This is a genomic window from Granulicella cerasi, from assembly GCF_025685575.1.
GTDB classification, from domain to species: Bacteria; Acidobacteriota; Terriglobia; order Terriglobales; family Acidobacteriaceae; genus Granulicella; species Granulicella cerasi.
In genome coordinates this window covers 137,719-158,159 of record NZ_JAGSYD010000006.1, presented here as the reverse complement: position 1 = coordinate 158,159, position 20,441 = coordinate 137,719, and the positions used below count along the sequence as shown (strand labels likewise).

Genomic DNA, 20,441 nt, shown 5'->3' with positions numbered 1-20,441 from the left:
CGCTAGGCCGCAAACTCCTGATGATGAAGGCCGTGGCGTTTGACGTCGATGGCGTCCTGACGGACGGACGTCTCACCTGGAGCGCGGCCTCCGATGCGGAGACGAAGAGCTTCCACTTCCGCGACATCATGGGGCTGTCGTTGTTGCGCCGCGCGGGAATCACGCTCGCGCTCATCTCGGGCGAACCCTCACCCTTAGTCGATCGCTTCGCCGCGAAGCTGCGTATCCCCTTCGTACGCAAAGGCGTCCGCGATAAAGCATCTGTACTACGCGAGTTTGCGGAAGCCCACGCGTTGAACCTTGATCAGATCGCCTTCGTCGGCGACGACGTGAACGACCTGCCCGCGATGGAGCTTGCAGCGCTTGCCGCCTGCCCGGCTGATGCGGCGGCCGAGGTCATCGCCTTTGTGCAGAAGGCCCACGGCTTCGTGACCGTGCGCAACGGCGGATGCGGCGCCGTGCGTGAGTTCGCCGACGCCATGCTCCGTGCGCGCGGCTTGACCGGCCGCGAAACCTTCCAACTCCCTGCACCCGAGACACCATGAAACTTTCCGATTACGTCTTCCAGTTCGTCGCCTCCAAAGGCGTTCAGCACGTCTTCCTCGTCAGCGGCGGCGGGGCCATGCACCTCAATGCGTCGCTTGCGCAGAACGCGAATCTTGAGGCGATTTGCAACTCGCACGAGCAGGCCTCCGCGATGTGCGCCGAAAGCTACGCGAAGGCCACGAACGGCCTCGGCGTTTGCCTCGTCACCACCGGCCCGGGAGGCACGAACGCTGTCACCGGCGTCGCTGGCGCGTGGCTCGACTCCACGCCAACGCTCTTTCTCTCCGGGCAGGTCAAGCGACCCGACCGCATGTTCGATGCCAACGGCAAGCACCTCGGGATGCGCCAACTCGGCGTGCAGGAAATCGACATCACCTCGATCGTTGCGCCGATCACCAAGTACGCCAAGGTGCTCACCGACCCGCTTGACGTGCGCTACGAGCTGGAAAAGTGCTTCCACCTTGCAACGACAGGCCGCCCCGGACCGGTGTGGCTTGATATCCCGCTCGACGTGCAAGCCGCACCGCTTCCTGATCCGACGACGCTTCGAGGCTTTGATAGCGCTGAGCGGGATCGAACCACCGACCACAGCCTGCAAGCAGAGGTCGCACGCGTCGTCGAAGCACTCCGCAAAAGCTCTCGCCCCCTGCTCTTCGTCGGCAACGGCACGCGGCTTGCCCGCGCGGAAGAAGCCTTCACCGAGCTACGCCACATGCTCAACATTCCCACAGTGGCCACGTGGTGTGCCGCAGACCTCGTACCGTCCGACACGGCGAGCTTCGTGGGCCGCCCCGGCAACGTTGCAGCGCGCGGAGCGAACTTCGCGTTGCAGAACTGCGACTGCCTGCTCGTGCTTGGCGCGCGGCTCGATATGGCGATCACCGGCTACGCGCCACAGCACCTCGCGCGCGAGGCGCATCGCATCGCGGTTGACATTGATCCCGCCGAATTGCAGAAGCTCGCTCCGCATCTCCAGCAGCCGATCGTTGCGGACGTTGGACTCTTTCTCGACGAGCTTCTAGCGCAACTCAAGGCGATGCATGATCCGCTCGACCACGAACGCTGGGCGGCATGGAACGCGCGCGCCGCGGACTGGAAGCATCGCTACGGCGTGGTCACCGAAGAACATCGCAAGCCGGAGGGACTGGTCTCGATCTATCACCTCGCGGAGGTGATCGGCACAGAATCCATGCCGCAGGACAAGATCGTCTCCGGCTCCTCGGGCGCGGGCATCGAGATCTTCCTGCTCGCCTGCCCCACCCGCAACGGACAACGCCTCTTCCACACGGCGGGGCTTGGCTCGATGGGCTATGGCTTGCCAATGGCGATCGCCGTCTCTCTCGGCAGCGAGCGCCAGCGGACGATCCTCGTCGACGGCGACGGCGGCTTCCAGTTCAATATTCAGGAGCTGGAGACCGTGCGCCGCCTCAACCTGCCGCTGAAGATCTTCGTGCTGAACAACGGTGGCTATGCGTCGATTCGCGCCTCACAGGAAGCCTACTTCGGCCAGCCACAGCTTGGTGCGAGCCGCGAAACCGGCATCACCGTGCCCGATCTCACGAAGGTCGCGAACAGCTACGGCATTCCTGCAGTCACGATCCATGACCAGACGCGGCTGCGGCTGGAGGTGCAGCGGGCGCTCGCGCTCGAGGGCCCCGTGGTGATCGATGTGCGGGTGATCGCTGACGAAATGCGCGCGCCTCGGCTGCAGAGTTATCAGCGTGAAGACGGCTCGTTTGTCTCCAGGCCGCTGGAAGACCTCTTCCCGTTCCTGCCACGCGAAGAGTTTCTTTCCAACATGATCGTGAAGCCGCTGGAGGAGGAGTGATTACACGCGGCCGCTAATGCCCGTCGCGCCGCCAACGTTCATGGTGAACACGCTTGCGCCCGTGTAGCCACCGACGATGATCATGTAGCCGTTGATCATCGCGAATGACTCCGGCCCAGGAATATTGTTGAAGGTGCTCTTCACCGTCATCGCCTGAGGTGCGCTCGCGTCCAGTTGCAAGATCGTGCCTTGCGCGTAGCAACCCACAAAGACGGACGTGCCGACGACCTGCACAGGAATCGCCGCGCACGACGGCAGCGAAAACGTCTGCAAACTACGCAGGCTCGACAGCACCGTTGCGTCAATCGAGATGATCTGCCCTGCGTCATACAACGTCACGTAGGCGATGTTATTGCTGAGCACGATCTTTTGCGGAGAGTGCGCCACCGTCAACGGCACTCCCTGCAGCGTCAGTGTCGCTTCATCCAGCGCTTGCACGTTGCTCGATTGGTCGATAGGGCTTGCTCTCTGAGCCGGCCGCGACCAGAACCTTGCCCGCTCCCACGGTCAGCGCGCCGGGGTTCACGAACCCGCCGGAAGCAGGGCTGGCCAGCGTCGTAGTCTTCACCAGTACGGGCACCACCGGGTTCGATAGATCAACCTTCGCCACAGCACCGTTAGAGAGGTGGCTCACCCCGAAGAGGGGGATAAACATCGTCTTTCCGTCCATCGCGACGCCGGGAAACGGCGTTGACAGGCCGGTCATCGTTCCAAGAGGAGAGAGCGTTCCGGCTGCGGCGATCCTGAGTGTGACGAGCGACTGCGTGTCATAGCAAACAACCGCCAGTGCCGTGACGCTGGAGGTGGAAACGACACCCATGCCGCTAGGATCGGCGCATGGCATCGAGTAACTCGCAACCAGCGATTGCTCCCCGTTGCTAACGCTATACGTGAAGATCTGTCCCGTTCCCTGAAAGCTGATGAACTCGAAAGAGTTGTAAGTGGCCACCGCGATCGGAGCTCCGGCAGCACTCGGCGTCACCTGAGAGATCACTCGAATGGGGTCTGACGCGGCGGGGCCCGTGCCGCAACCCACCAAGGCAACACTAGCGGTTGCGAGTACGAGTGCCTTCCATAGCCATTGCCAGTGGAACCTGACCGTCTTCAACCCTTCATATCCCCTTCAAGGAAAGTCCGCACACGCCGACGCACAGAGACGCAGGCGACAGAGCCAGAAGCTACTTACGGAAGGACAGAGTTAGCGTAACAGACGCAACGCACTGAGAAAGCAGCTTCTTTGCGGTCACGACGTGCTCATCACCCGCAGCCGCTACACTATCTCTTGTGAGCTCACAGAATGGTTTTCTAGTCGTCGGGTCAACAGGTCAGCTTGGAACCGCGCTTTGCGCGCAACTCGGCGCGCGGGCGATTCCCGCAGCGCGTCGTCCGCCAAGCGAAGCAACGGTGGTGCTCGACCTCGAGCAGCTGGCCGCAGAGCCATCGCTGGCCGCAGAAATCGTTGCTGCCACCAAGCCCGCAGCCGTCATTTGCGCCGCTGGCGCAACGGATGTCGAGCGCTGCGAAACGGACCAGGCATGGGCCGCCGCCGCCAACCATCTTGGCCCGCTGGCGCTGGCTCGCGCCGCGAAAGACGTGCCCTTCGTCTTCCTCTCCACGGACTACGTTTTCGACGGCGAAGCAGGCCCCTACGCAGAGGACGAAGCCCCCCATGCCCTTTCGGTGTACGGCCAGACGAAGCTCGATGGCGAGTTGGCAATCCTGCGCGAGCATCCGAACGCTCTGGTGCTGCGCACAACCACCGTTTACGGCCCCGATCCACAGAAGAAGAACTTTCTCTACACGCTGACCCGCGTTCTGAACGCAGGCAACACGATGCGCTGCCCCACCGACCAGCTCGCTACGCCGACGCATGTCGACGATCTGGCAACCGCCACGCTGAAGCTGCTCGAACAAGGCGCCACCGGTCTGGTGCACGTCGCGGGACCGCAGTTTCTCTCACGCTATGAGTTCGCGCAGATCGCCTGCGAAATTCTTGGCCTGCCGACAGATACATTGCAGTCGCTCACCACGCCAGAGCTTGCACAAAAGGCCGCGCGCCCGCTGCTCGGTGGCTTGAAGATCGACAAGCTGAATGCGCTCATCGGCCCTGGAGTGATGCGCGCGCCGGAGCAAGGTATACGCGACTGGAAGGCAACGCTCGCCTAGCCTCAAGCAACCTCACAGCCGCCGTCGTGTTCTACCTTCCATAGGCCCTGACGCCAAAACATTCTGGAGTTTGCATGATCGAGATCGTCAAGAAGCAGTTGCTGCAGTCCGTTGAAACGATGACGAAGGTCGCCGCCGATGAAAGCCTGCACGCCATCGTGGTGGAGGCTGCACGCCTTACGGCAGAGAGCATGAAGAACGGCGGCAAGCTGCTCGTTTGCGGCAACGGTGGATCCGCCGCGGACGCCCAGCATCTCGTCGCCGAGTTCGTCGCGCGGCTCACCATCGACCGCCCAGCCCTGCGCGCCATCGCACTCACCACGGACTCGTCGATCCTCACGGCGATCGGCAACGATCACAGCTTTGAGCACATCTTCGAACGCCAGGTGGAAGCGTTGGGGCGCGAAGGTGATGTGCTGCTCGCGATCTCGACCTCCGGCAACTCGAAGAACTGCGTCCTCGCGCTCGAACAAGCGAAGAAGATGGGCATCCACACCGTCGCCTACACCGGCAACGACGGCGGCAAGATGAAGTCGCTCGCGGACCTGAACGTCATCATCCCATCGAACGTGACGATGAACATTCAGGAATCGCACCTCGCGCTCGAACACATCCTCTGCATGCTGGTCGAACTCTTCTACTTCGGCCCCGACTTCGGCAAGCAGCCCAAAAAGCTCTCTGAGTAAACGGCCGTGACCAAGGAACACCTCTCCATCTCGATCACACCAGATAGCGTGGATATCCGTTTCCTTCCATCTCGATCGAAACCGCGAGCGCGCCTCTACGGTCTTTTGATTTTCTCTGCGTTTCTTATAACCATGGATGTCCTGGCTCTCCTCTTGCCGGGCAAACATGGCGATCCGAGCATGTGGCACTTCATGATTGACGGTGGCCGCGATAGTCTGGATCTGACCCCGCTGATCCTCATAGCCATCGGGAATGCGTTGCTTTGTTGGCCTTGGTCCAGCTATATTCGCGCGGCCTATCCTCCTGACGAGAGCATTCACTGTGACAAGAGCGTGCTTGTCGTAAGTCGCGCCGCTTGGTTCGACTTCAAAAACCGAACAATGAAGTCCAAGACCTACCCTCTCGGCCAGGTATCAGGACTTCGATACGCAACTATTGCCTCCAACTGGGGCGCTTCTATAAGAGGCATACGTTTCTCCTCGCAAGGTCGCCGTTGGATGCTTCCAGAGATCGAGCCCGAAGAGGCGAAGAAGGTGTTGTCGGGGCTCAGAGCACTAGGAGCGGATGCTCCGGAAGACCCGAAGCTTGATAAGCTCATCGCCGAGGCGGCCTACATGAGAGGTGGGGACACCGGTTGGATGGACCGAAGTTGGATGGATTCAGACAACAAGCAGTGACCACGTAGCATAGCGATATACGAAACTTCATTTCCACAGATCAAACAATGCGATAGCGTTACAGCATGATCCTTCGCACGCTTGCATCGCTCGCGCTGGCCGCTGTATCGGCCACGGCTTTTGCGCAGTTCCCTGCTTACGACGCAGCGCCACGCATCGGCGTGCTCATCCCCAAGGGACCACCTGAATACAGCCAGTGGTACACGGCGCTCAAGGATCGCAAGGACGTCGTTGACGGTCCTTTCCAGTACAACTCCGGCACCATCGCGGGCGTGCCCGTCGTGCTGTATCTGCAACCGACCGATGGCGTGCTCGCGCGGGCGCTCGGCGAATTCAGCATGATCCGCGACTTCAACGTGAAGACCGTGATTTATGCAGGCACCTCCGGCGGCCATCTTCCGAAGGGACAAATGGGCGTCGGCGACATCGTGCTCGGTGCACAGAACGTGAACCACGGCGCGTACCATCTGCTCGCTGACGGCACCATCGACCCCGGCACCTTCAACTCCATGCAGAAGGACATGCTGCACTTCGACGGTCTCTATGCCGACCCGAAAATGCTGCAGCTGCTCGCCTGCTCCGCCAAGCGCGTCGCCGACACGACCAAGCTTCCCGCCTTCAGCGAGCCCGTGCGCAGGGACACTACGCCACAGGTCTTCTACTTCGGCATCCAGGGCACCTCGACCATCTGGAGCGATAACAAGGCCTACACCGAAGCCACGATGAAGGTCTTCCACGAGATCGACGAAGACGGCGATTGGGCGTCGAACCTTGCGGCAACGCTCTACAAAGTTCCGTTCATCGAGGTTTCGGTGATCTCAAACAGCATTTACGCCTATCCGACCGCGGATCACGGCACGCCGAAAGCTCCCAAGGGCGAAGCGAACTCGCATCTGCTCGCGCAGCGCATCTCCAACCGCGTGGCGCTCGACCTGATCGAGCATGATGGTCAGCGACTCCTCACAGGTACATGGACCGAACCCACGACCAGCCCTTTCCCGGAGTCGTTCTACAACGATCCGCTGAATCCACAAGCGCTGCTGAAAGACTGTAAGTAATGGCTATCTCGTATCGTGCAGCACAAAACCTCATCAAGCGCGGCGACGCAGAAGGCTTGCGCGCGGCGCTCGCCGCAAAGCTTGATCCGAACGCCGCGAACCCCAACGGCTGGACGCTCCTCATGCTCGCTGCCGTTGAAGGCAATGTCGAAATGGCCGAAGCGATTCTTGAGCGCGGCGCCAGCACCAACAACCGCAACAGCAAGGGCGAAAACGCTCTGGCCATCGCAGAAGCACGCGGCCACGAAGAGTTTGCAACCTTCCTGCGCTCACGCGGAGCTTCACTCTAGCCGATAACGTTCGTGATGCCCACGCGCCCGATTCCGAACGAGGACCTAGCGCATGTGCTCGAACACGCGCGCCCTGCGTTTGAAGCTCTGCGCGATGCGAAGATCTTCATCGCGGGTGGCACCGGCTTCTTCGGGCGCACTCTCGTCGAATCGCTGCTCCATGCCAACAGGACGCTGAGCTTAGGCATCACGGCCACGCTCTTGACGCGGGATGCACAGAGCTTCGCCGCAAGCGCGCCGCACATCGCGGAAGACCATGCGATCAAGCTGTTGCAGGGCGACCTCGCAGAGTGCGAGCTTCCCTCTATGGACTTCACCCACGTCCTCCATGCCGCCGCAGACTCCGCCGGAAAGCAGGCGCTCGTCAGCGAAGTAGCATTGGCAGAGTCGATCGTTGCAGGCACGCGCAACCTCCTGCGGCAGTTGCGCGCTCAGTCTGTGCGTCTGCTCTACCTCTCCAGCGGAGCCGTCTACGGCAGGAGCTGCTCAGAAAATTTCCTCGACGAAGACACTCCGCTGCTCGACGCTCACGCCACTGCCGCGAATTATGACGAAGCGAAGGTGCTTGCGGAGGAACTCTGTCTTGCGGCGTCCCGCAACGCAGGTTTCGACGTCGTCATCGCACGCTGCTTTGCTTTCGTCGGACCATATCTTCCACTCGACCAGCACTTCGCTCTCGGCAACTTCATCGACGACGCATTGCAGCATCGCCCCATTCACATTCGCGGTGACGGTTCCCCCCGGCGAGCATGGATGCACACGGCGGACCTTGCTGTCTGGCTATGGACGTTGCTTGTGCAAGGTCGCTCGCAGCGTGTCTACAACGTGGGCTCTGACGAAGCGTACAGCCTTCGTGAGGCGGCGCAGATCACCGCTGACACACTGCTGCCCGGCCTCGCGATAGACGTCGGAGAAGCACTGCAGGCCGGACCAGCGAAGAGCTACGTGCCTTGCGTGCAACGTGCCCGCCATGAACTCGGCCTGCAGGTGCGCATCCCCCTAGCGGAGGCTCTGGTGCGCACCGCTCGCTGGCATCGAGTCCTGAACGATCACCAGTAGGCCGGCGACGGCTTGCGCAATGAATGCATCGACCGTCCGCACGACATGGTCCAACATCGCCTCATCCAACCCCGGATAAACGCCGAGCCAGAAAACATTCTGCATCACCCAATCGGTGTTCTCGAGCGCCCCCACGACGCGATACTTCAACCCTTGATACGCAGGCTGACGCACGAGATTCCCCGCAAACAGATTCCGCGTTCCGATCCTGGCCGCGTTCAAAGCCCGCACCATCTGATCACGGCTAAACGGAGCATCCTCCTTGACGCCCACGGCAAACCCAAACCAGCTTGGCTCCGCCTCGGGCATGGCGACGGGCAGCACAAGGTACTCTTCAAACGCTGCAAAGGCGCGCTGTAGATACGCGAAATTCCTGCGCCGCGTCGCGATGAACTCGTCCAGCTTGCCCAGTTGGCTCACACCCAGCGCCGCCTGCATATCGGTCGCCTTCAAGTTGTAGCCAACGTGCGAGTACGTGTACTTGTGGTCGTAGCCGCAGGGCAACGTGCCGAGTTGCTGATCGAATCTCCGCCCACATGTGTCATCCGCGCCGGGTTCGCACCAGCAATCCCGCCCCCAGTCGCGAAAGCTCTCGACGATTGTCCGCAGCAGCGGGCTATTCGTCAGCACGGCTCCGCCTTCGCCCATCGTGATGTGGTGCGCAGGATAAAAACTCAGCGTGGCAAGGTCACCAAACGTGCCGACCTGCCTGCCCTTCCAGGTGGAACCGAGCGCGTCGCAACAGTCTTCGATCAGCCATAGATCGTGCGCGCGGCAGAAAGCCGTCACTGCGTCCAGATCGAAGACATTCCCCAGCGTATGCGCAATCATCACGGCCCGCGTGCGGTCACTGCGCGCGGCCTCCAGCATGTCGGCATCAATCTCATAGGTCGACCGCGTCACGTCCACAAATACGGGCACAAGCTGGTTCTGAAAGATCGGGTTCACCGTCGTTGGAAAACCACACGCGACCGTGATCACCTCATCGCCGGGCTTCAATCGCCGCTCGCCGAGTCGCGGTGACGTCAGAGCGCTTAATGCGACGAGGTTTGCACTCGACCCCGAGTTCACTAGCGATGCTGAACGCACTCCAACCCACCGCGCCAGCCTGCGCTCGAACTCCTGCGCCCAGCGCCCCGTCGTGAACCAGCCATCGAGAGACGCATCGACGACGGCTGAGAGATCATCGGCATCGATCACCTTGCCCGACACCGGCACCGCACTCGAGCCCGCCACAAACTCGCGCGCAGCAAACTGCTCCGCATGAAACTCTCGCGTCAGTTCAAGGATCTGCTGGCGTATCGCGTTGGAACGGGTGCTCATCGTGAGGCTCAGGTTAGCAACGAAAACCCCGCGCCCCTGCTGTACGATGAGGGCATCGTGAGCTTGTCGTTCCAAATTGAAATGAGCGGTTTCTAAGAATGAAAGCAGTCATCCTGGCCGGCGGTCTCGGCACACGCATCAGCGAAGAAACATCGTCGCGCCCGAAGCCGATGGTGGAGATCGGCGGACGCCCGATCCTCTGGCACATCCTGAAGCTCTACTCGCAGCACGGCGTCAACGACTTCATCATCTGCTGCGGCTACAAGGGCTACATGATCAAGGAGTTCTTCGCGAACTACTTCCTGCACACCTCCGATGTCACCTTCGACCTGCAGCAGAACAAAATGACCGTGCACAACTCCGTCGCTGAACCGTGGCGCGTAACGCTCGTCGACACCGGCGACGCCACCGGCACCGGCGGTCGACTGCGCCGTGTGCAGCAGTACCTCGAAGGAGAAGACGCCTTCTGCATGACGTATGGCGATGGCCTCGCTGACATCGACATCACCGCGAGCATCGACTTCCACCAGCAGCACGGCAAAGCCGTCACCATGACGAGCGTGCAACCGACTTCGCGCTTCGGCGGCCTCGGCCTCGATGGCACGACAGTCACCTCGTTCGAAGAGAAGCCGAAGAACGAAGGCGGCTGGGTGAACGGCGGTTTCTTCGTGCTCTCGCCCAGGGCACTCGCCTCGATCACGGACGACGCGGAGATGTTCGAGCGCCAACCCATTGAAGATCTCGTAGCCGCCGACGAGGTGCGTGCGTTCTTCCATCGCGGCTTTTGGCAAGCGATGGACACGCTGCGTGACAAGAACCAACTCGAAGCTTTATGGCAGAGCGGCAGAGCGCCGTGGAAGACCTGGTAGCCCCCGAAGGAGAAGCCCGATGAAACACGTTGTTCTCGCCACGACCTTGCTGGCAGCCGGAGTCTGCTCTGCTCAAACGCGGGACTCGCTGGCGTATGGAAAGCCGCTTGCGAAGCAGCCTGCAGATGCGAAGATCGCCGCAGCCCTGCGAGGCGTCTCCCCCGACAGCATCAGGAGCAACATCGCGACGCTGGTGAAGTTTCAGAACCGCAGCACGATCTCCTCGAACACAAAGGACCTTCCGCCAAACACCGGTGTGCTCGCGGCGAGTGACTGGATTGAGCAGCAGTTCAAAGCCATCAGCGCCCAATGCGGTGGATGTCTCGAAGTGAAGGTCGACGACTTCATCGAACCCGCAGGCACCGGCAAGTTTGCACGTATCACCGAGCCCACCCGGCTGCGCAATGTCTACGCGATTCTGCGCGGCAGCGATCCGCAAGCAGCGAAGCGTATGTACCTCGTCACCGGTCACTACGACACGCGCGTTGCGGATGTGATGGACACTCACGACTTCGCTCCGGGTGCGAACGATGATTCTTCAGGAACGGCCGTTTCGCTGGAATCGGCGCGTGTGCTGTCGAAGCTGCACTTCCCGGCAACGCTCGTCTTCGTTGCCGTTGCGGGCGAAGAGCAGGGGTTGAATGGCAGCAAGCATCTTGCGCAGCTTGCGAAGAAAGAGGGCTGGCAGCTCGAAGGCGTGCTGAACAACGATATCGTCGGCGGCGACACCACGCCCGGCGAGAAGCTGCAGAACAAGTCGCTCGTGCGCGTCTTCTCACAAGGCATCAACACTCACGCATCGACGGAGGAGATCGCGAAAGAGATCACGCTCGGCCTCGAGAACGACTCGCCGTCGCGCGAGTTGGCACGCTTCGTCCTCGCAGTGGACCGCAGCTATTTTCCTGCGCAGCCCAAACGGTTCGATGCCGTGATGGAGCTTCGCCTTGACCGCTTCCTCCGCGGGGGCGATCACTCGTCGTTTTCGGCGCTTGACTTCCCTGCTATCCGTTTCACTGAGTGGCGCGAGAACTTCAACCACCAGCACCAGCACGTTCACACAGAGAATGGTGTCGAGTACGGCGATCTGCTCAAGTATGACGACTTCAACTACATCGCCAACGTGGCCCGCTTGAACATGGCGACGCTCGCCTCGCTCGCAAGCTCTCCAGGCATTCCGCAGAACGTGCGCGTGGTGACCTCAAACCTCGATAACAACACAACACTCAAGTGGGAGGTCCCCGCCGCGCCCACTACTGGCGAACTCGCATACCGCATTGTCTGGCGCGATACGGCAGAGAACGAGTGGCAGCGCTTTGTCTCCACCGACGCGCATGAGTTGACGCTGCCTGTGTCGAAGGACAATGTTTTCTTCGGTGTCGAGGCCTGCGATAAGGCGCTCGTGCACTGCAGTCAAGCCGTACCGCCCATGCCTGAACGTCGTCAGTAGCTTTCATGCAAAGCGAAAGGCACGGCTCGCGCCGTGCCTTTCGCATTTGTAGTTGAAAGCTACTCCCAGGTAAGCGATCCGCCGTTCTGGTACTCGATCACGCGCGTCTCGAAGAAGTTCTTCTCCTTCTTCAAGTCCATCGCTTCGCTCATCCACGGGAACGGGTTCTCTGTAGCCGGGAAGACAGCCTCGAGGCCGATCTGTGCGCAGCGACGGTTCGCGATGAAGTGCATGTACTGTTCGCACAATGCGGCGCTCAAGCCAAGGAAGCCCGTGGGCATCGTGTCGCGGCCATAAGCCGCTTCAAGCTCTGCCGCAGAGCGCAACATACCGCGAACCTCTTCCTGGAACGCATCAGTCCAGATGTGCGGATTCTCTGCCTTGATCTGATTGATGACGTCGATGCCGAAGTTCAAGTGGATCGACTCATCGCGCAGGATGTACTGGTACTGCTCGGCGATACCGACCATCTTGTTGCGGCGTCCGAGCGAGAGGATCTGCGCGAAACCGGTGTAGAACCACATGCCTTCGAAGACGACGTAGAACGCGATGAGATCGCGCACGAAAGCCTGATCGGCGTCAGCGGTGCCGGTCTCGAAGTTCGTGTCGCTCAGGTGCTGGGTGTACTTGATCGCCCAGCTCGCCTTTTCGGTGATCGACGGCACTTCGCGGTACATGTTGAAGAGTTCGCCTTCATCCAGACCAAGCGACTCCACGATGTACTGGAAGGTGTGCGTGTGCACAGCCTCTTCGAACGCCTGACGCAACAGGTACTGGCGGCACTCAGGGTTAGTGAGGTGACGATAGATCGCCAGCACAATGTTGTTCGCGACCAACGACTCCGACGCAGCGAAGAAGCCGAGGTTGCGCTTGATCGCACGACGCTCATCATCGGTGAGGCCGTTCGGCGACTTCCACAAAGCGATGTCCGCCTGCATGGAAACTTCCGTCGGCATCCAATGATTGTTGCAACCGGCGAGATACTTCTCCCACGCCCACTTGTACTTGAGCGGCAGGAGCTGGTTCACGTCGGCGCGGCAGTTGATCATCGCCTTGTCGTCCACGCGAACACGCGCGGCGCCACGGTTGATCTGGCCGAGACCGGTCGGGTCGTTGCCCGCGATGTCCTCATGCGAGGGTTGCGTAAGCACCAGAACCGAGTTGTCTTCTTGTACAGGTTCGTTCCAATCCAGCATTGTCTATTCCTTCTCTTTCCGGGGGCTTACTGGCAAGCTTCGCATTCGGGATCGTCAATCGCGCACTGCTTCGGCGCGGCGACGGCAGCGGCGACTGCTGCAGGGGCCACGGCCACTGCGTTCAGCTTGCCGTCGGTGCGCTTCACCGTGGACTTCTCCACGTGCGTTGCCGAGCTGGAACGCAGGTAGTAGGTCGTCTTCAGGCCAGCGTGCCATGCTTCGCGATAGAGCGCGTCGAGCTTCTTGCCGTTCGGCTGCGCGATGTAGAGGTTCAACGACTGCGCCTGATCGATCCACTTCTGGCGGCGTGCAGCAGACTGCACAATCCAGGTCGGCTCGATCTCGAAGCTCGTCGCGTACAGCTCGCGCAGGTCTTCGGGAATGCGCTCGATGCGCCCCAGCGAACCGTCGAAGTACTTGAGGTCCGAGACCATCACTTCGTCCCACAGGCCGCGCGCCTTCAGGTCATGCACCAGCGAAGCGTTCACGACGGTGAAGTCACCGCTCATGTTCGACTTCACGTAGAGGTTCTGATACGTCGGCTCGATCGACTGCGTGACACCGCAGATGTTCGAGATCGTCGCGGTCGGTGCGATCGCCAGCGTGTTCGAGTTACGCATGCCGATCTCGACAACCTTCTTGCGCAAACCGTTCCAGTCCAGCGTCGACGACAGGTCGAGGTTCAACAGGTGCGAGCGGTTCTTCTGCAGAATGCTGATGGAGTCGATCGGCAGGATGCCCTTGCTCCACAGCGAGCCTTCAAAGGTCGGGTAGCGGCCGCGCTCTGCAGCAAGCTCCACAGAAGCCGCGATCGCGTGATAGCTGATCAGCTCCATGCTGGTGTCAGCGAACTTCGCAGCAGCTTCCGAAGCGAACGGAATGCGCATTGTGTACAGCGCGTCCTGGAAGCCCATCACGCCCATGCCTACCGGACGATGACGCAGGTTGGAATTGCGCGCCTCCGGCACCGTGTAGAAGTTGATGTCGATGACGTTGTCGAGCATACGCATCGCCGTCGTTACCGTCTTCTTGATGCGAACTTCATCGAGACCATCGGGCGTCGTGTGGTTGGCCATGTTCACCGAACCCAGGTTGCACACCGCGATTTCCTTCGCGTTCGTGTTCAGCGTGATCTCCGTGCAGAGGTTCGAGGAGTGCACCACGCCGATGTGCTGCTGCGGCGAACGCAGGTTGCACGGATCCTTGAAGGTGATCCACGGGTGGCCGGTCTCAAACAGCATCGAGATCATCTTGCGCCACAGGTCCACAGCGCGGATCGACTTGGAGACCTTCATCTCGCCCTTCTGCGCCTTCGCTTCGTAGAACGCATAGCGCTCTGCAAACGCGTTGCCGAAAAGGTCGTGCAGATCAGGCGTTTCGTCCGGCGAGAACAGCGTCCAGCTCGCATCCTTCTCCACGCGCTCCATGAAGAGATCGGGGATCCAGTTCGCCGTGTTCATATCGTGCGTACGGCGACGATCGTCACCGGTGTTCTTGCGCAGGTCGAGGAACTCCTCGACGTCGATGTGCCACGTCTCGAGATAAGCGCACACAGCGCCCTTACGCTTGCCGCCCTGGTTCACCGCAATCGCCGTATCGTTCGCAACCTTGAGGAAAGGAACCACGCCCTGCGACTGGCCGTTGGTGCCAGCGATGTGCGAGCCGAGGCCGCGTACCGGGGTCCAGTCGTTGCCGAGGCCGCCGGCGTACTTCGAGAGCAGAGCGTTGTCCTTGATCGACTTGAAGATGCCGTCGAGGTCATCACCGATCGTCGTCAGGAAGCACGACGAGAGCTGCGGGCGCAGCGTACCGGCGTTGAAGAGCGTCGGCGTCGAGCACATGAAGTCGAACGAGCTAAGCAGGTTGTAGAACTCAATGGCACGCGCATCGCGATCGAGCTCGCGGATCGCAAGGCCCATCGAAACGCGCATCAGGAATGCCTGCGGCAGCTCGAAGCGGATGCCTCCCTTGTGCAGGAAGTAGCGATCGTACAGCGTCTGCAGACCGAGGAACTGGAACTTGCCATCGTTCTCGGGCTTCAGCGCGGCAGCGAGGCGCGGCAGGTCGAACGCACCGAGTTCGCGGTCGAGGAACTGCATCTCGACGGCCTTCTTCACGTACTCCGGGAAGTACTCGGCGTAGCTGACATTGATGCCAGCCTGCGTGTTCTGCTGTGCCGCCGGCATGATGAAGCCGATGGCTTCGTTGCGGAGCAGGTTCAACAGCAAGCGTGCGCTGACGTAAGCGTAGTTCGGTTCCTTCTCAACGAGCGTGCGGGCCGACATCACCTGCGCCAGGCCAAGCTCCTTGAGCTGCAGGCCGTCGTAAAGGTTGCGGCGTACTTCGGAGAGCACTTCCTGCACGGAGACGCCTTCGAGACCGGCGCATGCCGCCTCGATCGTCTTCAGCAACTGTGCATCATCCAACGGCTCCACACGGCCATCGGGAAGCTTTACTTTGTAGGCCGGGCTCGACGTGGCAGCAGCAGCAACTTCCGGAGCCGCCTGGCGCTGCTTGGAGCGCTCTTCGCGATACAGCACGTAAGCGCGCGCGATCTTGTGCTCGCCCGAACGCATCAGCGCGAGTTCGACCTGGTCCTGAATGTCTTCAATCTCAATGGTGCGCGAGCCGCCAGCGCGGCGCTCGAGCGCGCCTACGATCTGCGACGTGAGCTTACGCACAGACTCGTGAATGCGGGCCGAAGCCTCCGCACCCGTGCCCTCGACGGCCACGAAAGCCTTCGAGATCGCCACGGAAATCTTGTTTGCATCAAAGGGAGAAACGGCGCCGTCGCGACGAACGACACGCAGTGCAGTCACGGCCTCCGCCTCGGAGGACATCGGGACTGGCGGTTGAGGCGAAAAGCTGGGCGATGTGTGGGCTGCCATGGAGCGTCTCCTTGCCGTAGATGGTCGAGCGAAGAGACAACGGTGCCGCGAGTCGGAACGCCTCGTCGGACTATTGCTTCCTCGCCTTCCCTCGAAGGCGGTTCGTATTCTTTGTTTCCCGGTGGCTGTTTTCAGGGCCAGAGGATGAGCCGTCTGGGGGTCGAGTCCGCGTCAAAAAAGCGGCTCGTACCCTGGCGTTCAGTCTCTGCTGTGACCGCAAGAAGCGGCTCCGGAATTGCACCGGACTCCCTCACGCCGTTTGTCGCCATTCGGCGCAACCATCGGAATGAGGCAACTATATCTGGGCGTTTCCCCAGTTGCAACACTAGATTTTGTGGATATCGTGCAGGATCATAGAATGCCCGGGCGAACCCGCGTCACGCTTGAAGATTCTCTGCAGCACCCATCAAAACCAGTGATCTTTGGGCAAAGGGTGCGTAAATCAGCGGGACAATACAGGCGATCGCGGCTCCCACGCTGAGGTGGTGCAGGAGCAAAATCGGCCCCAGAGCCCATCCGAGGTCGACCACAAGCAGTAGTGGCCACATCCGAAGGAACCTCAAGCGAAAACCGGGCGCCGAAAACAGCACCGCAGAGATGAGGAAAAGCCTCACCGCGATCAGCAGCGCCGCAGACACCCAGACGGTTGTGAAGACGCCTTCCGGCCAGGGTGAGAGCAGGTCGTGGACCTCGGCGAGGTTGGCCAGCGTGCCCACGTAGAACGCGAGGTACATCGCCTGCAGCGCCAGGAAGAGTCCGCGCACGAGCTGCGGTGAGCTACTCGGGAGATCTTCCGGTTGAGCCAGCAGCGTCCACTCGGGCTTCGCCGTGATTTCTACTACAGGCTTGGAAGCTTCAGCATCCCGCAGGATCTTCTCCACCGGTGCCACAAACCGGTAACCCCGGCGCGCAAGCGTCTCCACGAACTTCGGGGCGGATGCCCTATCGCCCAGCGCCTCGCGCAGGCGATTGATGGCTGAGTTCACGCCGTGCTCGAAATCCACGAAGGTGCCCGTTGGCCAAAGGACGGCGCAGAGATCCTCGCGCGTCACCAGCTCGCCCGGTCGCTCCAGCAGCAGTTGCAGGACCTGCAAGGGCTGCACATGAATCCGCACCCGCATCCCACGATGCCGCAGTTCTCCGGTCGCTGCATCCAGCTCAAAATCGCCGAAACGATAGAGCGGTGCGGCCGGGTTGGGCGTGGGCTGGGAACTCATGGCTCGCGCCAGTGTACCGAACTCGCCGCGAGAAGGCTCATCACACGCCACTAAGGCCCCCCGGTAAACCTCACAATTCAGACCACTTCCGCCGTGAGATTCGTTTGAGGTGAGTTTGAGCCTCTTTCCATTGCCGCGCTCGCGAGCGGCGGCCACACTCAGGAACCATGAAGCCGATCTTCTCGTTCCTTCTTTTGATGTGCGTGGCCGTCCTCACCTGCGGCATCGCCCAGGCTGAGGTTCCCAGCCGAGCCAACAACGATGCCTTCGACCGCTATGCGGCAGAGGTGGAAGCTCGCCTTCCTCGCCAGAAGGCCGCCTTCGCGAGCGTCCACGAAGGCCAGCCAACGCTCCGGCGGATGACGCCGGATCTGCCGCCGCCAGACCTCCGAGGCGCAATGCTGCATCACTGGCAGGGCGACTTCTTCCTGCCGGGAGGGCGTGCCGATGAGCTGCAGGCGCTCCTGCGCGACGTGAACCGGTTCCCGCAGCGTTTCGCTCCGCAGGTCGAGCGCGCCACCGCCCTGCCCTCTCCGCCCGGTCACCTGCTCAGCGTGATGCGCCTCCGGCAGCACCACGTGTTGACCGTGGTGCTCGACGGCCACTTCGATACCACTTTCCCCGCACAGGGCTACAGCATTTCGCGCTCCACGCGCGTTGACGAGATCGCTAATGCAGGTACCGCCGGCGAACACAGTTTGAGCGACCGCGAGAACCACGGCTTCCTGTGGCGACAGAACACCTACTGGCTTTGGTGGGAGCGCGACGGCGGTCTGTACGTGCGGCTCGAAACACTCTCGCTCACGCGCGACATCCCGACCGGCCTCGGCTGGGCTGTCCGCCCCTTCGTCGAGAGCATTCCGCGCGAGTCCCTCGCGTTCACCCTGCAGCACGTCGCCGACGCGCTGCGCCACGCCCGCTAAGACGTCCTCGCAGAGCCAGGAGAACACCATGTCCACGACCACAGCCCTTCCTACCTTCGCCCACGCCACGCGCGTCAACCGCTCGCTGACCGCAGCATTGGAGAAACGTACACTCCTCTGGCTCGCGGAGCGCACGCCTGCGTTCGTGAACTCCGACCACCTCACGCTACTCGGCTTCCTCGCTCAAATCTCCGCAGGCGCGAGCTTCGCGATGACGCACTGGGACCGGCGCTTCCTGCTGCTTGTGCCGATCTCCATCGTGCTCAACTGGCTGGGCGACAGCCTCGACGGAACCCTGGCACGCGTGCGACGGCAGGAGCGTCCGCGCTTCGGCTTCTACGCCGATCACGTCGTGGACCTCTTCGGCGCGCTCGCGCTCATGGGCGGCCTTGCGCTGTCGCCGTACGTCCATGCGGTCGTGGCGATGGCGATGCTCATCGGCTTCCTGCTGCTCTCGGCCGAAAGCTTCCTTGCGACCTATACGCTCGGCAAGTTCGAGCTCTCCCACGCACTCTTCGGTCCTACGGAGATCCGCATCCTGCTCTGCTGCGGCGCAGCCGCACTGTGGCACTCGCCAAACGCTCACCTCTTCGGATACAGCTTCCTGCTCTTCGACATCGGGGGCGTCATCGCTTCGTTCTGCATGTTCGCCATGGCTGCCTGGTGCGCGGCAAAACACACCGCGCAGCTCTTTCGCGAGGAGCCGCGGGCATGACACGGCTTGAACGCTGGCTACGCTTCAATGGAGTCGGCATCATGGGTGCCGCGCTGCAACTCTCTTCCGTGGCCCTGCTCCATCGCTTCGCGCCGCGGCATTACATGCTGGAATCGCTACTCGCGCTGGAGATCACGCTGCTTCACAACTTCCTCTGGCATCGCCGGTGGACGTGGCAAAACACGAACGCATCGTGGCCGCAGTCGCTGCTGCGCTTCCACCTTACGAACGGCCTTGTCTCTTGCGTCGGCAACCTCGTGTTGATGCCGATTCTGGTAAGCATCATGCGATGCCCACCAGTCATCGCGGCCGCCATGACGATCATTGCCTGCTCGCTCATCAACTTCGCCGCGAGCGAACGTTGGGTCTTCGCCTCCGCATCTCCGCTCGCGTCGCGAAGGCGCGGCGAAGTATCCTGTTAGCGATCATGCCGACGATTTCAGCAGAGTTCTGGCGCGGCAAACGCGTCTTCCTCACAGGACACACGGGCTTCAAAGGCAGTTGGCTCGCGCTCTGGCTTGCGAGCAAAGGCGCTGTTGTTCGCGGCTATGCGCTCGATCCTTCGACGACGCCGAATCTCTTCACCGATGCGCGCGTCGCGTCGATGATGGAAGACGTGCGCGGAGATATTCGCAACGGCGCACAGCTCGAAGCATCGCTGCAAGCTTTCGCGCCAGAGGTCATCTTTCACCTGGCCGCACAGCCACTCGTGCGCGCAAGCTATGACGATCCCCTGGGCACCTACGAGACCAACGTACTTGGCACGGCTCGCCTGCTCGATGCCGTGCGCCGCACGCCGTCTGTGCGAGCCGTCGTTTCCGTGACGACCGATAAGGTCTACGAAAACCCTGAAACGGCCGAGCCATTCCGCGAAGGTGATCCACTCGGCGGATACGATCCTTACTCCTCGTCGAAGGCATGTGCGGAGATCGTCACCGCCGCTTATCGGCGTAGCTACTTCCCGCTCGACCGTATTCACGAGCATCGGTGTGCCATCGCCACAGCGCGCGCTGGCAATGTCGTCGGCGGCGGCGACTGGTCGCAAGACCGACTGCTTCCTGACCTGATTCGCGGCTTCCTCGCGAGAGAAGCAGTGAACATCCGCCACCCCAATGCTGTGCGCCCCTGGCAGCATGTGTTGGAGCCTCTTGCCGGTTACATAGCGCTTGCAGAGCATCTGCTCTCGGACGAGCGCTCACGTTATGCCACGGCCTTCAACTTCGGCCCCGCAGATGCAGATGCCAAGCCCGTGAGTTGGATCGTTGAGCATATGAGCCAGCGCTGGGGTGAGGGCGCGACGTGGGAACTCGACACAAGCGACCATGTGCATGAAGCGCAATATCTGAAGCTCAATACGGACCGCGCTCGTGATGAACTAGGGTGGCAACCTCACCTGCCACTGGCGAGTGCGCTGGATTGGCTCGTGGACTGGTACAAGGCATGGCAAGCGGGCGAAGATATGCAAGCCTTCACGCTTCGTCAGATCTCCTCCTACGAATCACTCTAAGCCATAAGTAAGGCAGGCCGGACAGATGTCCGGCCTGCCTTACTT

Annotated in this window: 20 protein-coding genes; 14 read left to right on the top strand and 6 right to left on the bottom strand. The window is 61.3% G+C overall.

Annotated elements, in window-relative coordinates:
* Nucleotides 1–20: 20 nt before the first annotated feature.
* Nucleotides 21–545, top strand: coding sequence for a KdsC family phosphatase (locus tag OHL11_RS16955; RefSeq protein ID WP_263372732.1), 525 nt, complete (start codon nucleotides 21–23; stop codon nucleotides 543–545).
* Nucleotides 542–2,374, top strand: a complete 1,833-nt coding sequence (locus OHL11_RS16950; protein WP_263372731.1) for a thiamine pyrophosphate-binding protein — start codon at nucleotides 542–544, stop codon at nucleotides 2,372–2,374. Before OHL11_RS16955 ends, OHL11_RS16950 begins: the two co-directional genes overlap by 4 nt.
* Here the strand turns inward: OHL11_RS16950 and OHL11_RS16945 are convergent, their stop codons facing one another.
* Together OHL11_RS16945 and OHL11_RS16940 are read right to left on the bottom strand one after the other, a co-directional pair.
* Complete coding sequence (locus OHL11_RS16945) at nucleotides 2,375–2,812, bottom strand: hypothetical protein (protein WP_263372730.1); 438 nt, start codon at nucleotides 2,810–2,812, stop codon at nucleotides 2,375–2,377. It lies immediately after the preceding gene.
* Nucleotides 2,796–3,482: a hypothetical protein gene (locus tag OHL11_RS16940; protein WP_263372729.1), complete on the bottom strand. Its 687-nt coding sequence runs from the start codon at nucleotides 3,480–3,482 to the stop codon at nucleotides 2,796–2,798. Before OHL11_RS16940 ends, OHL11_RS16945 begins: the two co-directional genes overlap by 17 nt.
* A gap of 176 nt (nucleotides 3,483–3,658) precedes the next feature.
* On the opposite strand from OHL11_RS16940, the gene OHL11_RS16935 reads away from it, so the two are divergent.
* The 6 genes from OHL11_RS16935 (at nucleotide 3,659) to OHL11_RS16910 (ending at nucleotide 8,311) form a co-directional block, all read left to right on the top strand.
* Entirely contained in the window at nucleotides 3,659–4,540 is an 882-nt protein-coding gene (locus OHL11_RS16935) for an SDR family oxidoreductase (protein WP_263372728.1), read from the top strand.
* 74 nt (nucleotides 4,541–4,614) lie between these two features.
* Nucleotides 4,615–5,226, top strand: coding sequence for a D-sedoheptulose 7-phosphate isomerase (locus OHL11_RS16930; protein ID WP_263372727.1), 612 nt, complete (start codon nucleotides 4,615–4,617; stop codon nucleotides 5,224–5,226).
* 6 nt (nucleotides 5,227–5,232) lie between these two features.
* Nucleotides 5,233–5,904, top strand: coding sequence for a hypothetical protein (locus OHL11_RS16925; protein WP_263372726.1), 672 nt, complete (start codon nucleotides 5,233–5,235; stop codon nucleotides 5,902–5,904).
* 65 nt (nucleotides 5,905–5,969) lie between these two features.
* Nucleotides 5,970–6,962 (top strand): phosphorylase family protein, encoded by a 993-nt coding sequence (locus tag OHL11_RS16920; protein WP_263372725.1) that lies wholly within the window; start codon nucleotides 5,970–5,972, stop codon nucleotides 6,960–6,962.
* Nucleotides 6,962–7,252 carry an ankyrin repeat domain-containing protein gene (locus OHL11_RS16915; protein WP_263372724.1) on the top strand — a complete coding sequence of 97 codons (291 nt, stop codon included), beginning with the start codon at nucleotides 6,962–6,964 and terminating at the stop codon, nucleotides 7,250–7,252. The genes OHL11_RS16920 and OHL11_RS16915 overlap by 1 nt, the downstream gene beginning before the upstream one ends.
* Before the next feature lie 15 nt (nucleotides 7,253–7,267).
* Complete coding sequence (locus OHL11_RS16910) at nucleotides 7,268–8,311, top strand: NAD-dependent epimerase/dehydratase family protein (protein WP_263372723.1); 1,044 nt, start codon at nucleotides 7,268–7,270, stop codon at nucleotides 8,309–8,311.
* Here OHL11_RS16910 and rfbH read toward each other — a convergent pair.
* Entirely contained in the window at nucleotides 8,252–9,634 is a 1,383-nt protein-coding gene (rfbH, locus tag OHL11_RS16905) for a lipopolysaccharide biosynthesis protein RfbH (RefSeq protein WP_263372722.1), read from the bottom strand. The genes OHL11_RS16910 and rfbH overlap by 60 nt on opposite strands.
* A 98-nt stretch (nucleotides 9,635–9,732) precedes the next feature.
* Between rfbH and rfbF the strand changes: the two genes are divergently transcribed.
* A complete protein-coding gene (rfbF, locus tag OHL11_RS16900) occupies nucleotides 9,733–10,503 on the top strand; it encodes a glucose-1-phosphate cytidylyltransferase (protein ID WP_263372721.1) in 771 nt (256 codons plus the stop codon).
* Nucleotides 10,504–10,522: 19 nt separating this feature from the next.
* Nucleotides 10,523–11,950 (top strand): M28 family metallopeptidase, encoded by a 1,428-nt coding sequence (locus OHL11_RS16895; RefSeq protein WP_263372720.1) that lies wholly within the window; start codon nucleotides 10,523–10,525, stop codon nucleotides 11,948–11,950.
* Nucleotides 11,951–12,009: 59 nt separating this feature from the next.
* On the opposite strand, the gene OHL11_RS16890 is transcribed toward OHL11_RS16895, so the two are convergent.
* From OHL11_RS16890 to OHL11_RS16880, 3 genes are all read right to left on the bottom strand, one after another.
* Nucleotides 12,010–13,146 carry a ribonucleotide-diphosphate reductase subunit beta gene (locus OHL11_RS16890; RefSeq protein ID WP_263372719.1) on the bottom strand — a complete coding sequence of 379 codons (1,137 nt, stop codon included), beginning with the start codon at nucleotides 13,144–13,146 and terminating at the stop codon, nucleotides 12,010–12,012.
* A gap of 26 nt (nucleotides 13,147–13,172) precedes the next feature.
* Nucleotides 13,173–16,034 carry a ribonucleoside-diphosphate reductase subunit alpha gene (locus tag OHL11_RS16885; RefSeq protein ID WP_263372718.1) on the bottom strand — a complete coding sequence of 954 codons (2,862 nt, stop codon included), beginning with the start codon at nucleotides 16,032–16,034 and terminating at the stop codon, nucleotides 13,173–13,175.
* 377 nt (nucleotides 16,035–16,411) lie between these two features.
* The gene (locus tag OHL11_RS16880; RefSeq protein WP_263372717.1) at nucleotides 16,412–17,407 is read right to left on the bottom strand and encodes a winged helix-turn-helix domain-containing protein; all 996 of its coding nucleotides are present in this window, start codon (nucleotides 17,405–17,407) and stop codon (nucleotides 16,412–16,414) included.
* A gap of 11 nt (nucleotides 17,408–17,418) precedes the next feature.
* On the opposite strand from OHL11_RS16880, the gene OHL11_RS16875 reads away from it, so the two are divergent.
* The 4 genes from OHL11_RS16875 to rfbG are packed head-to-tail and all read left to right on the top strand — an operon-like array spanning nucleotide 17,419 to nucleotide 20,396.
* Nucleotides 17,419–18,174 (top strand): hypothetical protein, encoded by a 756-nt coding sequence (locus tag OHL11_RS16875; protein WP_263372716.1) that lies wholly within the window; start codon nucleotides 17,419–17,421, stop codon nucleotides 18,172–18,174.
* A 28-nt stretch (nucleotides 18,175–18,202) separates the two neighbouring features.
* Nucleotides 18,203–18,889: a CDP-alcohol phosphatidyltransferase family protein gene (locus tag OHL11_RS16870; RefSeq protein ID WP_263372715.1), complete on the top strand. Its 687-nt coding sequence runs from the start codon at nucleotides 18,203–18,205 to the stop codon at nucleotides 18,887–18,889.
* Nucleotides 18,886–19,311: a GtrA family protein gene (locus OHL11_RS16865; protein ID WP_263372714.1), complete on the top strand. Its 426-nt coding sequence runs from the start codon at nucleotides 18,886–18,888 to the stop codon at nucleotides 19,309–19,311. Before OHL11_RS16870 ends, OHL11_RS16865 begins: the two co-directional genes overlap by 4 nt.
* Nucleotides 19,312–19,316: 5 nt before the next feature.
* The gene (rfbG, locus tag OHL11_RS16860; RefSeq protein ID WP_263372713.1) at nucleotides 19,317–20,396 is read left to right on the top strand and encodes a CDP-glucose 4,6-dehydratase; all 1,080 of its coding nucleotides are present in this window, start codon (nucleotides 19,317–19,319) and stop codon (nucleotides 20,394–20,396) included.
* Nucleotides 20,397–20,441 lie beyond the last annotated feature (45 nt).

Bases quoted from the DNA above. Each gene is read 5' to 3' on its own strand.
- OHL11_RS16930 (WP_263372727.1), top strand. From the start codon at position 4,615: ATGATCGAGATCGTCAAGAAGCAGTTGCTGCAGTCCGTTGAAACGATG.
- rfbG (WP_263372713.1), top strand. From the start codon at position 19,317: ATGCCGACGATTTCAGCAGAGTTCTGGCGCGGCAAACGCGTCTTCCTC.
- OHL11_RS16890 (WP_263372719.1), bottom strand. From the start codon at position 13,146: ATGCTGGATTGGAACGAACCTGTACAAGAAGACAACTCGGTTCTGGTG.
- rfbF (WP_263372721.1), top strand. From the start codon at position 9,733: ATGAAAGCAGTCATCCTGGCCGGCGGTCTCGGCACACGCATCAGCGAA.
- OHL11_RS16895 (WP_263372720.1), top strand. From the start codon at position 10,523: ATGAAACACGTTGTTCTCGCCACGACCTTGCTGGCAGCCGGAGTCTGC.
- OHL11_RS16910 (WP_263372723.1), top strand. From the start codon at position 7,268: ATGCCCACGCGCCCGATTCCGAACGAGGACCTAGCGCATGTGCTCGAA.
- rfbH (WP_263372722.1), bottom strand. From the start codon at position 9,634: ATGAGCACCCGTTCCAACGCGATACGCCAGCAGATCCTTGAACTGACG.
- OHL11_RS16870 (WP_263372715.1), top strand. From the start codon at position 18,203: ATGTCCACGACCACAGCCCTTCCTACCTTCGCCCACGCCACGCGCGTC.
- OHL11_RS16920 (WP_263372725.1), top strand. From the start codon at position 5,970: ATGATCCTTCGCACGCTTGCATCGCTCGCGCTGGCCGCTGTATCGGCC.
- OHL11_RS16875 (WP_263372716.1), top strand. From the start codon at position 17,419: ATGAAGCCGATCTTCTCGTTCCTTCTTTTGATGTGCGTGGCCGTCCTC.
- OHL11_RS16915 (WP_263372724.1), top strand. From the start codon at position 6,962: ATGGCTATCTCGTATCGTGCAGCACAAAACCTCATCAAGCGCGGCGAC.
- OHL11_RS16955 (WP_263372732.1), top strand. From the start codon at position 21: ATGATGAAGGCCGTGGCGTTTGACGTCGATGGCGTCCTGACGGACGGA.
- OHL11_RS16885 (WP_263372718.1), bottom strand. From the start codon at position 16,034: ATGGCAGCCCACACATCGCCCAGCTTTTCGCCTCAACCGCCAGTCCCG.
- OHL11_RS16865 (WP_263372714.1), top strand. From the start codon at position 18,886: ATGACACGGCTTGAACGCTGGCTACGCTTCAATGGAGTCGGCATCATG.
- OHL11_RS16950 (WP_263372731.1), top strand. From the start codon at position 542: ATGAAACTTTCCGATTACGTCTTCCAGTTCGTCGCCTCCAAAGGCGTT.